This window comes from Rhodanobacter soli (genome assembly GCF_039523495.1).
GTDB lineage: Bacteria > Pseudomonadota > Gammaproteobacteria > Xanthomonadales > Rhodanobacteraceae > Rhodanobacter > Rhodanobacter soli.
The window spans coordinates 795,224-808,098 of the sequence record NZ_BAAAFK010000001.1 but is presented as its reverse complement, the minus strand read 5'-3'; the positions used below and the strand labels follow the sequence as shown (position 1 = coordinate 808,098).

The window sequence follows — 12,875 nt, the reverse complement described above, 5'->3', positions numbered from 1 at the left end:
CTCACTTGTTCGTCCTCAGATTGCCGAGCTGGGCCATCTCCACCGCCGCTGCGCCGATGTCGCCGGCGCCCAGCAGCAGCAACAAGTCGCCGTCGCGCAGCAGCGCCGGCAGGGTTTCCTTCAGCTCGCGCGGATGCTCGACCAGCACCGGATCGACCTTGCCGCGGGCACGCACCGCACGCGCCAGCGCGCGGCCGTCGGCGCCGGCGATCGGCGCCTCGCCGGCCGGGTAGACATCGGTCAGTACCAGCACGTCGACCTCGGCCAGCACGTTGGCGAAGTCGTCCAGCAGATCGCGCGTGCGGCTGTAGCGGTGCGGCTGAAAACCAACCACCAGGCGGCGCTCGGGCCAACCGCCGCGGGCGGCGGCGAACACCGCGGCCAACTCGCGCGGGTGATGGCCGTAGTCATCGACCAGCAGCACGCTGCCCTGGTCCAGCGCGATCTCGCCACGCCGATGGAAGCGCCGGCCGACGCCCTGGAAGTTCTCCAGTGCACGCGCCAGTGCCTCCGCCTCCACGCCCAGCTGCCAGCCAATCGCGGACGCGGCCAGCGCGTTCAGCACGTTGTGCCGGCCCGGCAGGTTGAGCTTCACCGGCAGCGCTGCGTCGCGACCCGGCAGCAGCAGGTCGAAGTGCATCTCGAAGCCGTGCTGGCTCACATTCAGCGCGCGCACGTCGGCGTCCGCGGTGTCGATGCCGTAGGTCATCACGCGGCGGGTGGTGGACTTCGCCAGCGCGGCCACTTCGGGGTCGTCCACGCACAACACGGCCAGACCATAGAACGGCAGCCGGTGCAGGAAATCGGCGAACGCCTTCTTCACCTCGGCGAAATCGCCGTGGTAGTTCTCCAGGTGATCGGCATCGATGTTGGTGATCGCGGCGATCACCGGCGACAGCAGCAGGAACGAGCCATCGGATTCGTCGGCTTCCGCGACCAGATACTGGCCGGTGCCGAGTCGCGCATTCGCGCCGGCCGCGTTGAGCTGGCCGCCGATCACGAAGGTCGGGTCATAGCCGGCCTCGGCCAGCACGCTGGCGGTGAGGCTGGTGGTGGTGGTCTTGCCATGCGTGCCGGCGATCGCCACGCCGCGGCGGAAACGCATCAGCTCGCCCAGCATCTCCGCGCGCGGGATCACCGGGATGCGCGCCGCGCGGGCCGCGACCAGCTCCACGTTGTCCTGCTTGATCGCGCTCGAGGTCACCACCACGTCGGCATCATCGATGTTTTCCGCGGCGTGCCCGACGTGCACGTCAATGCCCAGCTGTCGCAGCCGCTGCGCGGTGGGCGAGTTGGCGCGATCGGAACCGGACACCGCATAACCCAGGTTGTGCAGCACCTCGGCGATGCCGCTCATGCCGACGCCGCCGATGCCGATGAAGTGCACCCGGCGGAACGTGCTCATCGGATCTTCGTGGGCGTGCAGGCGGCGCGGCGTCATGCGGCCACCTCCAGACAAGCGCGCGCGATGAACTGCGCCGCGTCGGGTTTGGCCAGCGTGCGCGCGGCTTCGGCCATCGCCAGCAGGCGGTTGCGGTCACTCAGCAGCGACTCCAGCCGCTGCGCCAGAATCTGCACGTCCAGCTCGTTCTCCTGCATCAGTTCGGCGGCTCCGGCCGCCATCAGTACTTCGGCATTGCGCGTCTGGTGGTCGTCCACCGCGTGCGGGAACGGCACCAGCACGGCGCCCAGTCCGGCCGCAGCCAGTTCGGCCAGGGTCAGCGCGCCGGCGCGGCAGACGGCCAGATCGGCCCAGCCATAGGTGCCGGCCATGTCGTCGATGAACGCCACCACCTGCGCCTCGACGCCGGCCTTCGCATACGCCTCGCGCGCTTCGTCGAGACCGCGGCTGCCGCACTGGTGCAGCACCTCGGGACGCTGCGCCGGGGTCAGCTGGGCCAGCGCCTGCGGCAGCGCCAGGTTCAGCGCGCGGGCGCCGAGGCTTCCGCCGAGCACCAGCAGACGCGGTTTGCCGGCGCGCCCGGCCATGCGCTCGACCGGCGGCGGCAGCGCCGCGATCGCCTGGCGCACCGGGTTGCCGACCCACTCGGCCCGCGGCAACGCGTCGGCGAAGCCGGCCAGCACGCGTTTCGCCAGTCCGGCCAGCTTGCGGTTGGTGAACCCGGCCACGCGATTCTGCTCGTGCACCAGCAGCGGCCGGCGCAACAGCCACGCGGCGAGACCGCCGGGGCCGGCCACGTAGCCGCCCATCGACAACACGCTGCGCGGCTGCACCCGGCGCAACACGGCCAGCGAGGCGAACAGCGCACGCAGCAGCATCAGCGGCGCCAGCAGCCGGGTCTTGATGCCCTTGCCGCGCAAGCCGCCGACCGCCACCGTGTGCAACTCGATCCGCTGCGCCGGCACCACCTTCGTCTCCATCCCGCCGACCGCGCCCAGCCACACCACCGGCACGCCCTGCGCACGCAGGCACTCGGCCACCGCCAGGCCGGGGAAGATATGGCCGCCGGTACCGCCGGCCATGATCAGCACGGGTGCTTGCGCGTTCATGCGGCCACCGCCTCGCGCGGCTTCGCCGCGACGTTCGCATCGGCCGCGGCCACCGCCGCCGGCATCCGCGTGGCCATCTGCCGCGCGTCCAGCGCACGGTTGATCTCGTAGGTGGCGCGCAGCAAGACACCGGCCATCGCACAGGTCAGCACCATCGACGAGCCGCCGTAGCTGATCAGCGGCAGGGTCAGTCCCTTGGTCGGCAACGCGCCCAGGTTCACGCCGACCGACACGAACGCCTGCATCGCCAGCATCAGCGAGATGCCGAACGCGACGTAGCCGGCAAAGCGCTGGCCCACCTCGACGCCCTTCAGGCCCAGATACAGGCCGCGCCCCACCGCCAGCATGAACAGGCCGATCACCAGCAGCACGCCGGCCAGACCGAGTTCCTCGCCAATCACCGCAAAGATGAAGTCGGTGTGCGCCTCCGGCAGGTAGGACAGCTTCAGCACGCTGGAGCCCAGCCCCACCCCGGTCCACTCGCCGCGACCGATCGCCATCAGCGACTGGGTCAGCTGGAAGCCGTCGTTGAACGGATCCTTCCACGGGTCCATGAACGAGGTCAGTCGCTTCATGCGGTAGCTCTCGCCGGTTGCCGCCACGTACAGCAGCGGCATCAGCGGCAGGCCCATCAGGAACAGGAAGATCGGCCGCGCGCCGCCCAGCCAGACCATCGCGATGGTCACCGCGATCACCAGCGTGGCCGAGCCGAAGTCCGGCTGCGCCAGCAGCAGAAGCACGATCATGCCGGCGACCAGTACCGGCTTGAACAGGCCCAGGAACTTGGTTTCCACGTTCTCGCGGTGACGCACCAGGTAGCTGGCGACGTAGACCACCAGAATGAGTTTTACCGCCTCGACCGGCTGGAACGTGGTCACCAGCAGGTTCAGCCAGCGCCGCGCGCCGTTGATGCGCAGGCCGAGGTGCGGCACGAACACCGCCAGCAGCATCAGGAACGCCAACGCCAGCAGCGGGAACGCATATTTTTCCAGCAGCTTCAGCTCGGTGCGCATCGCCATGCCGGCCGCGAACAGACCCAGGCCAAGGAACAGCAGGTGCTTCTTCAGGAAATAGAACGCGCCGACGTGCTGACTGTCCGCCACCGCGATCGAGCTCGACGTCACCATCACCACGCCCACGCTGGCCAGCCCGACCAGCGCGACCAGCAGCCACAGGTCGAAGCTGCCGCGCGGTCCGCTGCGACGTTTGGCCTGGGTGGTGGCGTCGAAGATCGGCATCAGCGCACCTTCAACGTGGCAAGACCGATCAGCACCAGCACCACGGAGATGATCCAGAAGCGCACGATCACGCGAGGCTCCGGCCAGCCCTTCAATTCGAAGTGGTGATGGATCGGTGCCATCCGGAACACGCGCTTGCCGGTGAGCTTGAAGCTCGCCACCTGGATCATCACCGAGGCGGTTTCCATCACGAACACGCCGCCCATCACCAGCAGCACGATCTCCTGGCGCACGATCACCGCCACGCAGCCCAGCGCCGCGCCCATCGCCAGCGCGCCGACGTCGCCCATGAACACTTGCGCCGGATACGTGTTGAACCACAGGAAGCCCAATCCCGCGCCGGCCAACGCACCGGTGAAGATCGCCAGCTCGCCCGCGCCGGGAATCGAGGGAATGCCCAGGTATTCGGAAAACACCCTGTTGCCGGCCAGGTAGGCGAACACGCCGAGCGCGCCAGAGACCAGCACGGTGGGCATGATCGCCAGCCCGTCCAGCCCGTCGGTGAGGTTCACCGCGTTGGAAAAGCCGACGATCATGAAATAGGTGATCACCACGAAGGACAGCCCCAGCGGCAGCACCACGTGCTTGAACAGCGGCACGTACAGCGCGGTCTCCGCCACCGGCAAGCCCGTGGCGGTCGCATGCGGTGCGCTGTAGTAGAGGAACAACGCCGCGCCGAGGCCGAACAGCGATTGCCAGAAATACTTCCAGCGGCTGGCCAGGCCGCGGCTGTCCTTCAGCACCAGCTTGCGGTAGTCGTCGTAGAAGCCGATCGCGCCGAAGCTCAGCAGCACCGCCAGCACCACCCACACGTAGCGGTTGTGCAGGTCGGCCCACAGCAGGGTGGCAACGGTGACCGAAAGCAGGATCATCACGCCACCCATGGTCGGCGTGCCGGCCTTGACCAAGTGCGTCTGCGGACCGTCGCTGCGCACCACCTGGCCGGCCTTCATGGCGGCCAGCCGGTTGATCAGCCACGGCCCGCACAGCAGCGACAGCGACAGCGCGGTGAGCGCAGCCATGATCGTGCGGAAGGTGATGTACTGGAACAGATGCAGCGCGGTGAAGTGCCGTGCCATCCAGTCGGCCAGTTCAAGCAACATCGGATGCGCCCCCCTTGTTTGTGCCGGCATGACCGCCGAGCGCCGCCACCACCTGCTCCATGCCGGCCGAACGGGAACCCTTCACCAGGCAGGTGACGCCCGCGTGCACGCGCGATTTCAAGGCAGCGATCAGCGCGGCCTTGTCGTCGAAATGCTCGCCGCCCGCGCCGAAGGCCTCGACCGTGGCCACGCCGAGCGGACCCACCGCGAACAGCCGGTCGACGCCGCGCTCGCGCGCTCGCGCGCCGATACCGGCATGCAGCGCGCGCGCGTCCGCACCCAGCTCGGCCATGTCGCCGAGCACCAGCCAGCGCTCGCCGCCGGCCAGCAGCAAGGTGTCGATCGCGGCCGCCATCGAACTCGGGTTGGCGTTGTAGCTGTCGTCGATCAGGGTCCAGCCGCCGCCCATCACTTCGCGGCGCAGCCGGCCGGCCACGCCAGGCACCTGCTCCAGCCCGGCCACGATGGTTTCCAGCGGCACCTCAAGCGCGAGCGCCACCGCCGTCGCCGCCAGCGCATTGGCGATGTTGTGGCGTCCGGGCAACGGCAACGCCACCTCGGCATCGCCGTGCGGCGTGCTCAGCACGAAGCGCGAACCGTCCACGCGTTGTTCGATGATGTCGGCGCCGACATCGGCCGGCTGATCGAGACCGAAACGCAATTGCCGGCGCGCGCCGGCCAGGCCGCCGAAGAAACTGGCGAACGCGTCGTCGGCGTTGATGATCGCGACGCCATCCGCCGGCAACGCCTGGTACAGCGCGCCCTTGGTCTCGGCCACGCCCTCGATGCTGCCCATGCGCGCAAGATGCGCCGGCGCGATGAGTGTGACGAGGCCGATATCTGGCCGTGCGATGGCAGCCAGGTAGGCGATGTCGCCCGGCTTGCCGGCGCCCATCTCGAACACCGCGTATTCGGTGTCCCGCGGCATTGCCAGCAGGCTCAGCGGCAGGCCCAGTTCGTTGTTGAAATTGCCCGCGCTGACGTGAGTGCGGCCGTGCCGCGACAGGATCGAGGCAACCAGCGTCTTCACCGTGGTCTTGCCGTTGGAGCCGGTGATGCCGACCACGCGCACGTCGCGCTGGGCGCGCACCGCGCTGGCCAGGTCGCCCAACGCCAGCACGGCGTCGTTCACCAGCACCTGCGGCAGTTGGCTGTCGACCTTGCGCGTGACCAGCGCGGCCACCGCACCGCGCGCGGCGGCCTCGTCCAGATAGTCGTGGCCGTCCGCCCGCTCGCCCTTGATCGCCACGAACAGGTCGCCGGGCTGCAGCTTGCGCGTGTCGATCGCGACGCCGGTGACTTCGGCGTCGTCCAGTCCCGCGCTGCCGTCGAGCAGGCGTCCGTGGGTCCACATCGCGATGGCGCCCAGCCGGATCATGCGCGCGGCTCCTGGCTGATCCGTTCCAGCACGGCATGCGCCACCGCCAGATCGTCGAACGAACGCTTGCCGGTGGCACCGTCCTGATAGGTTTCGTGGCCCTTGCCGGCAATCAGCACGACGTCGCCGGCGTGCGCCAGCTGCAACGCGTCGGCGATCGCCACCGCGCGATCGCGCTCCACCGTCATCGCGCGCGCCGCGACCATGCCGGCGACGATCTGCGCCACGATCGCGTCGCCGTCTTCACCGCGCGGGTTGTCGTCGGTGACGATGGCCACATCGGCCAGCCGCGCCGCGATCTCGCCCATCAGCGGACGCTTGCCGGCGTCGCGCTCGCCGCCGCAGCCGAACACGCAGATCAGCTTGCCGGCGCAATGCGCGCGCACCGCGGTCAGCGCCTGCTCCAGCGCGTCCGGCGTATGCGCATAATCGACCACCACCAGCGGCTGGCCGCGCAGGCCACCGAGCCGGCTCATCCGCCCGTTGACCGGCTGCAATTGCTCGACGACTTCGACGATGCGCGCGAACGGCTCGCCCAGCGCGCCGAGACAGGCCACCACGGCGAGCAGGTTGGCCACGTTGAAGCGGCCGATCAGATGGCTGTGGATCGCCCGCGTGCCCCACGGCGTGCGCAACTGGAACGCCAGCCCTTCGGCCGAGGTGACGATCGCGCTGGCGGCGACCTGCGCCTCGCTGTCGTCGGCCATGCTGAAACGCAGCGCCTGCACGCCGGTGGGCAACTGCGCCGCCAACTCGCAGCCAAACGCATCGTCGATGTTGATCACTGCGCTGCGCAGGCCCGGCCAGGCAAACAGTTTCGCTTTCGCCGCACCGTAGGCTTCCATGCTGCCGTGGTAGTCCAGATGGTCGCGGGTGAGGTTGGTGAACGCGGCCACCTCGAAATCCACCGCAGCCACGCGGCCCTGCTCCAGCGCGTGCGACGACACTTCCATCGCCACGTGGCCAACCCTGGCATCGCGGAATTCCGCCAGCAGCGCCTGCACACTGATCGCATCCGGCGTGGTGCGCTCGCCTTCGCGCAACTGGCCATGCACGCCGGCGCCGAGCGTGCCGATCGAGGCCGCGCGATGGCCGAGCAGGGTCAGCGCCTGCGCCAGCAACTGCACGCACGAGGTCTTGCCGTTGGTGCCGGTGACGCCGACCACCCGCATCGACTCGCTGGGACGATTGTAAAAGCGCGCGGCGATTTCGCTGACCTGAGCACGCAGGTCGTCGATCCACAGAACGGGAACCTCCAGCGGCTCGACCTCATCGGGCGCGGGCGCCTCAGCCAATACCACTTGGGCGCCGCGCTGCACGGCACCGGCGGCGAAGGTGATGCCGTGGACCTGGCCGCCGCGCAAGGCGAAGAACGCGTCGCCGCGCTGCACCCGGCGCGAATCGAGGGTCAGGCCGGATACCACGATGCGGCCGGTCTCCGGCGAAGCGGCGATCGGCGCATCGGCAATGCCCAGCAGCAGCTGATCGAGGTGGCCAGTGCTCATGGCGTGTCCTCGTCGACCGGGGCATCGTCTATCGCCGCATCAATCGGCGGCTTGCTGCCGACCAGCCCGTCGACGTTCTGCAGCGGGCCGCCCACGTACCAGCGACCGATGTTGTCCGGCGGCACGTCGAGCAGGCGCAGCGCGCCCTCCATCACCTTGGCGAACACCGGCGCGGAGACCATGCCGCCGTAGTAGCTGCCCTTCTGCGGGTCGTCGATCACCACCACGCCGACCAGACGCGGATTCGACGCCGGCACGATGCCGGCGAACGCCGCGGTGTAGTTGCTTTTGGCATAGCCGCCAGCGCTGGCCTTGTGCGCGGTGCCGGTCTTGCCGGCCACGCTGTAGTTGGCGATGCGCGCCTGCGGCGCCGTACTGCCCGGCCCGGTCACCGTCTCCATCATGCGGACCAGTTGGGTGGCCACTTCCGGCGAGATGATCTGCTTGGCCGCGACGTCGCCGCCCTTGATGAAACTGGGACTGTGCATCACGCCGCCGTCGGCGATGGTGGCGTAGGCATTGGCCAGCTGCAGCACGGTCACGTTGAGGCCGTAGCCGTAGCCGAGGATGGCCTTTTCCAGCGGCCGCCAGTCGCGCCCGATCCGCAGGTAGCCGGAGGCTTCGCCGGGGAAGCCGCTCTCGGTGCTGTTGCCGAAACCGAACGCGCGGTAGGTGTCGTACATCAGCGAGGTGTCGAGCTGCATGGCGATGCGCGCCGCGCCCACGTTGCTCGACTTGGTGATCACGCCGGTTGGCGTCAGCAGGCCCCAGTTATGCGTGTCATGGATGTCGTGGCCCTGGAAGTACCAGTGCCCACCGGTGGTGTCGATGATCGGGCTGGTCGGCGTGTATTTGCCGCTGGACAACGCCGCCGCCATCAGGATCGGCTTCACCGTCGAACCCGGCTCAAGCACGTCGGTCATCGCCCGGTTGCGGCGCTGGCCGGGCCGGCTGCCGCTGAGCGCATTCGGGTTGTAGGTGGGCAGGTTGACCATCGCCAGCACTTCGCCGGTCTTGACGTCGAGCACCACCATCGAGCCGGAGTCGGCCTGGGATTTTTCCAGCGTGTTCTTCAGCTCGCTGTAGGCGAGGAACTGGATGCGCCGGTCGATGCTGAGCGTGAGGTTCTGCCCCGGCTTCGGCGCGCGCACCTGCTCGATGTCCTCCACCACGTGACCCATGCGGTCGCGGATCACGCGCTTGGCGCCCGGCTTGCCGGCCAGCCAGTCGTCGTAGGCCAGCTCCAGGCCTTCCTGGCCGCGGTCGTCGATGTTGGTGAAGCCGAGTACGTGCGCGGTCACTTCGCCGGACGGGTAGTAGCGCTTGAACTCGCGCTGGCCGTTGATGCCGGGAATGCCCAGGTCCAGCACGGCCTGCGCCGCGGCCGGCGCCATCTGCCGGCGCAGGTAGACGAACTCGCGGTCGGAACGCTGCGCCAGCTGCGCCTTCAGGCCGTCCGCATCCACGCCCAGCGCCTGCGCCAGCGCGGGGATGCGCTCGTCGTTGTCGAGCACTTCGGACGGGTTCGCCCAGATCGACATCATCGGGGTCGACACCGCCAGCGGCTCGCCGTTGCGATCGAAGATGGTGCCGCGCGACACCGGGATCGGCATCTCGCGCAGGAAGCGCGCGTCGCCCTGGCGCTGATAGAACTGCTTGCGCACCACCTGCAGGTCGAACGCGCGCGCGACCAGGCCGATCGAGGCCAATCCGAGCAGACCGACCACCACCACCATGCGCCGGCGCGCACTGGGGCCGGCGCTGCGGCGCCGGCCGGATTGAGCGGGAGTGTTGTGATTGCGCCAGCTCATCGCAGCAACCGGATGTCTTGCGGACGCGGATCGACCATGCCCAGCTTCTGTCGGGCCTCGTCGTCGATGCGCCGCGGTTCGGCGTAGGTGGCCTGCTCCAGTTCGAGCTTGCCGTATTCGATGTTCAGCTCGTCGCGCTGGTTCTGCAATGCGGTCAGGTTGACGAACAGCACGCGGCTCTCGTGGCGCGTCCACACCACGCCGAGTGCGCTGGCCAGCACGGCGACCAGCAGGGTCAGCAGGCACAGGGCGCCGATCGCCTTCATGGCAACTTCTCCGCCACGCGCAGCACGGCGGAGCGCGCGCGCGGGTTCGCCGCCAGCTCGGCGTCGGACGGGAACTGTGCCTTGCCGATCGCCGCCAGCCGCGCCGGGGCGGCCTGCACCGGTGGCCCGCGGCGGCTGTTCTGCACGCGACCGGAGTGATCGCGGATGAACAGCTTCACCGCGCGGTCCTCCAGCGAATGGAAGCTGATCACCGCCAGCCGGCCGCCGGGCTTGAGCCGTTCCAGCGCCGCGTTCAGCCCCTGCTGCAGGGCATCCAGCTCGCCGTTCACGCGAATGCGCAGCGCTTGGAAGCTGCGGGTGGCCGGATGCTTGCCCGGCTCGCGCCGGCCCGCCACGCGCTCGATCAACGCGGCCAACTGGCCGGTGCGGGTGAACGGGGTGGCGTCGCGGTCAGCCACGATGGCGCGGGCGATGCGCCGGCTGTGGCGCTCTTCGCCATAGTTCCACAGCACATCGGCAATCTCGCGCTCACTGGCCTGGGCCAGGAAATCCGCGACGCTCTCGCCCTGGGTGGTGTCCATGCGCATATCCAACGGCGCATCGGCCATGAAGCTGAAGCCGCGCGCGGCCTCGTCTAGTTGCGGCGAGGACACGCCCAGGTCGAGCAGCACGCCGTCGAGGCCGGCGGCGGTCTCGTCCCACTCGGCCAGGCTGGAGAAATTCGCATGCCGGATCGCCACCCGCGGGTCACCGGCAAACTCGGCCTGCGCCGCGGCGATAGCGGCGGGATCGCGATCCATCAGCAGCAGACGGCCGTCGGGACCAAGGCGCGACAGAACCGCGCGGGCGTGACCGCCGCGACCGAAGGTTCCATCGAGATAGCGCCCGCCAGCCTGCACGGCGAGTCCCTCCACTGCTTCACCCAGCATCACCGGGATGTGCCGCAACTGCTGCTCGGCCATGCCGCACTCCCGCTCCCGTCCCGCCCACATGCCGATCGCGCCTTACAGGCGCAATTCCGCCATTGCCTGTGTGATCTCGCCTTCACCGATGGTCTGGCGGATCTTCTTGAGGTGTTCCTGTTCGCTCCACAATTCGAATTTGTCGCCCATGCCGAGCAGCACCGCCTTCTTGTCGATGCCGGTCGTGGCACGCTGGCTGGCGGGCAGCAGCACCCGCGACGCCGAATCAGGCTCGACCACGGCGGCCGCGCCGACCAGCTTCATCTGCATGTCGCGATGCGCCTTGACCACTTTGGAAAGTGCGTTGACCTGGTCGCGCACCAGTTCCCACGCCGCGTGCGGAAACAGCCACAGGCAACCCGGCTCGAACGGGTTGTAGGTGACCACCAGACGATTGGCGCACTCGCCCGCCACCTGCTCCCGATATGCCGTCGGAATGGTCAGGCGACCCTTGTCGTCGATGGTGATGGCGGTTTCGCCCTGGAACACGATCAGCACACTCCACTAAAACCCACGATTTCACACTGGAGCCCACGATAATCTCGCCCCATGAGACTGTCAAGGGAAATCGCTTGTGAATCAAGGAGTAAAGGCAGAATGCTGACCATACATGCAGCATATTCTCAGGAACGCCGGCAAGGTGTTTGAAAGCAGGGAATTTTTTATAAATCCCTACACACCGTTTTGGACCCAAACCGGATGAAACCGGTTCGAATCGGCGGAATAACACCGCGCAGGGATGAATCACCGTTCACACAGACGCCTTCATCACCACCGCGACGACGGGTCGCGGTGGTGATGAAGGCACAAAAGAGGTGGAGTCGGCCTGTAAGCCGGGTTCTGTACGTCTTGCGACGCGACAGTCATTCCTCTCGGCCAGGCGTCGCCGCCTGGCTCCAGCAACCTACCCGGGAACAACGCGGGCCGCGTTATCGTTCCCCTATTTGGTCTTGCTCCGAGTGGGGTTTACCGTGCCGTACGACGTTGACCCCGTACGCGGTGCGCTCTTACCGCACCCTTTCACCCTTACCTGATCCTCTTGCGAGGCCATCGGCGGTCTGCTCTCTGTTGCACTGGCCGTCAGCTCACGCTGCCCAGGAGTTACCTGGCACTCTGCCCTGCGGAGCCCGGACTTTCCTCGATGCGCTTGCGCGCGACGCGACTGTCCGGCCGACTCCTTGACCAGTGTACTGGCTGGGAATGGGGAATGGTCAAAGCCCGCGCGCCGCGCCTCTCCAATTCCCTATTCCCCCTCTATTCCCGCTCGTGGTACAGGAGCTTGCGCGGCGCGCCGCTGATCGCGGCCGCCAGCTTCGCCGCCTTCGCCGGCGGCAGCTCCTCGCGCAGGATCGCGAAGACGCGTTGCCCCTCGGCCAGCTTCGCGTCCACTTCCTCGCCGCGCCCCGCAACCAGGATCACATGCTCGCCGCGCTGCTGGTCGGGATCGGCGACGACACACACCGCCAGCTCCGCCAGCGGCGCGCCCAGCACGGTCTCGAACAGCTTGGTCAGTTCGCGCGCCAGCACCGCCTCGCGATCGGCGCCGAACACATCGCGCATGTCGGCCAGGCTTTCGGCGACCCGATGCGACGACTCATAGAAGATGAGCGTGCGCGCATCGCCCGCCAGCTCCTGCAGCCGACTGCGCCGTGCGGCGGCTTTCGGCGGCAGGAAACCTTCGAACACGAAACGGTCGCTGGGCAGGCCGGCCACCGACAGCGCCGCAATCGCCGCGCAGGCACCCGGCACCGGGATGCAGCGGATGCCGGCCGCGCGCGCGGCGCGCACCAGCCGGAAACCCGGATCGCTGATCAGCGGCGTGCCCGCATCGGAAATCAGCGCCACCGCATCGCCGCCCTGCATCCGGCGCACGATGGCGTCCACCGCATCGCGCTCGTTGTGCTCGTGCAGCGCGATCAGCGGCGTGTCGATGTTGTGATGCACCAGCAGCGGCCGGCTGTGGCGGGTATCTTCCGCCGCGATCACCGCCACCGCGCGCAAGGTCTCGATCGCGCGGGCGGACAGGTCATCGCGATGGCCGATGGGGGTAGCCACCACCCATAAGCAACCTGGCTGAACAGATGACATCTGAAAACTCCTGCGCCGTAAGCCGGCAAGTCGATCCGCTATGATCGCGCAT

At 68.4% G+C, this 12,875-nt stretch carries 11 protein-coding genes and 1 other RNA gene; all 12 read right to left on the bottom strand.

The features are described from left to right. Nucleotide 1: 1 nt before the first annotated feature. Complete coding sequence (gene murC, locus ABD024_RS03505; RefSeq protein ID WP_343849734.1) at nucleotides 2-1,441, bottom strand: UDP-N-acetylmuramate--L-alanine ligase; 1,440 nt, start codon at nucleotides 1,439-1,441, stop codon at nucleotides 2-4. Beyond that, complete coding sequence (gene murG / locus ABD024_RS03500) at nucleotides 1,438-2,511, bottom strand: undecaprenyldiphospho-muramoylpentapeptide beta-N-acetylglucosaminyltransferase (protein ID WP_343849732.1); 1,074 nt, start codon at nucleotides 2,509-2,511, stop codon at nucleotides 1,438-1,440. Before murG ends, murC begins: the two co-directional genes overlap by 4 nt. Beyond that, nucleotides 2,508-3,749, bottom strand: coding sequence for a putative lipid II flippase FtsW (ftsW, locus tag ABD024_RS03495; RefSeq protein ID WP_343849730.1), 1,242 nt, complete (start codon nucleotides 3,747-3,749; stop codon nucleotides 2,508-2,510). The genes murG and ftsW overlap by 4 nt, the downstream gene beginning before the upstream one ends. Continuing rightward, nucleotides 3,749-4,852 carry a phospho-N-acetylmuramoyl-pentapeptide-transferase gene (gene mraY, locus ABD024_RS03490; protein ID WP_343849728.1) on the bottom strand — a complete coding sequence of 368 codons (1,104 nt, stop codon included), beginning with the start codon at nucleotides 4,850-4,852 and terminating at the stop codon, nucleotides 3,749-3,751. The genes ftsW and mraY overlap by 1 nt, the downstream gene beginning before the upstream one ends. Beyond that, the gene (locus tag ABD024_RS03485; RefSeq protein WP_343849726.1) at nucleotides 4,842-6,230 is read right to left on the bottom strand and encodes a UDP-N-acetylmuramoyl-tripeptide--D-alanyl-D-alanine ligase; all 1,389 of its coding nucleotides are present in this window, start codon (nucleotides 6,228-6,230) and stop codon (nucleotides 4,842-4,844) included. The genes mraY and ABD024_RS03485 overlap by 11 nt, the downstream gene beginning before the upstream one ends. Then, on the bottom strand, nucleotides 6,227-7,735 hold the full coding sequence (locus ABD024_RS03480; RefSeq protein ID WP_343849724.1) for a UDP-N-acetylmuramoyl-L-alanyl-D-glutamate--2,6-diaminopimelate ligase: 1,509 nt from the start codon (nucleotides 7,733-7,735) through the stop codon (nucleotides 6,227-6,229). The genes ABD024_RS03485 and ABD024_RS03480 overlap by 4 nt, the downstream gene beginning before the upstream one ends. Continuing rightward, nucleotides 7,732-9,546: a peptidoglycan D,D-transpeptidase FtsI family protein gene (locus tag ABD024_RS03475; RefSeq protein WP_343849722.1), complete on the bottom strand. Its 1,815-nt coding sequence runs from the start codon at nucleotides 9,544-9,546 to the stop codon at nucleotides 7,732-7,734. Before ABD024_RS03475 ends, ABD024_RS03480 begins: the two co-directional genes overlap by 4 nt. Then, nucleotides 9,543-9,803, bottom strand: a complete 261-nt coding sequence (gene ftsL / locus ABD024_RS03470; protein WP_214556654.1) for a cell division protein FtsL — start codon at nucleotides 9,801-9,803, stop codon at nucleotides 9,543-9,545. Before ftsL ends, ABD024_RS03475 begins: the two co-directional genes overlap by 4 nt. A 5-nt stretch (nucleotides 9,804-9,808) precedes the next feature. Beyond that, entirely contained in the window at nucleotides 9,809-10,735 is a 927-nt protein-coding gene (rsmH, locus tag ABD024_RS03465; protein WP_343849720.1) for a 16S rRNA (cytosine(1402)-N(4))-methyltransferase RsmH, read from the bottom strand. A 42-nt stretch (nucleotides 10,736-10,777) separates the two neighbouring features. Continuing rightward, nucleotides 10,778-11,224, bottom strand: coding sequence for a division/cell wall cluster transcriptional repressor MraZ (gene mraZ / locus ABD024_RS03460; RefSeq protein WP_056387594.1), 447 nt, complete (start codon nucleotides 11,222-11,224; stop codon nucleotides 10,778-10,780). 324 nt (nucleotides 11,225-11,548) lie between these two features. Beyond that, nucleotides 11,549-11,913, bottom strand: an RNA gene (rnpB, locus tag ABD024_RS03455) — RNase P RNA component class A. A 76-nt stretch (nucleotides 11,914-11,989) separates the two neighbouring features. Then, nucleotides 11,990-12,823 (bottom strand): 16S rRNA (cytidine(1402)-2'-O)-methyltransferase, encoded by an 834-nt coding sequence (gene rsmI, locus ABD024_RS03450; RefSeq protein ID WP_343849717.1) that lies wholly within the window; start codon nucleotides 12,821-12,823, stop codon nucleotides 11,990-11,992. Nucleotides 12,824-12,875: the final 52 nt, after the last annotated feature.

Coding starts and splice junctions, on each gene's coding strand:
- murC (WP_343849734.1), bottom strand. CDS start 1,441: ATGACGCCGCGCCGCCTGCACGCCCACGAAGATCCGATGAGCACGTTC.
- murG (WP_343849732.1), bottom strand. CDS start 2,511: ATGAACGCGCAAGCACCCGTGCTGATCATGGCCGGCGGTACCGGCGGC.
- ftsW (WP_343849730.1), bottom strand. CDS start 3,749: ATGCCGATCTTCGACGCCACCACCCAGGCCAAACGTCGCAGCGGACCG.
- mraY (WP_343849728.1), bottom strand. CDS start 4,852: ATGTTGCTTGAACTGGCCGACTGGATGGCACGGCACTTCACCGCGCTG.
- ABD024_RS03485 (WP_343849726.1), bottom strand. CDS start 6,230: ATGATCCGGCTGGGCGCCATCGCGATGTGGACCCACGGACGCCTGCTC.
- ABD024_RS03480 (WP_343849724.1), bottom strand. CDS start 7,735: ATGAGCACTGGCCACCTCGATCAGCTGCTGCTGGGCATTGCCGATGCG.
- ABD024_RS03475 (WP_343849722.1), bottom strand. CDS start 9,546: ATGAGCTGGCGCAATCACAACACTCCCGCTCAATCCGGCCGGCGCCGC.
- rsmH (WP_343849720.1), bottom strand. CDS start 10,735: ATGGCCGAGCAGCAGTTGCGGCACATCCCGGTGATGCTGGGTGAAGCA.
- rsmI (WP_343849717.1), bottom strand. CDS start 12,823: ATGTCATCTGTTCAGCCAGGTTGCTTATGGGTGGTGGCTACCCCCATC.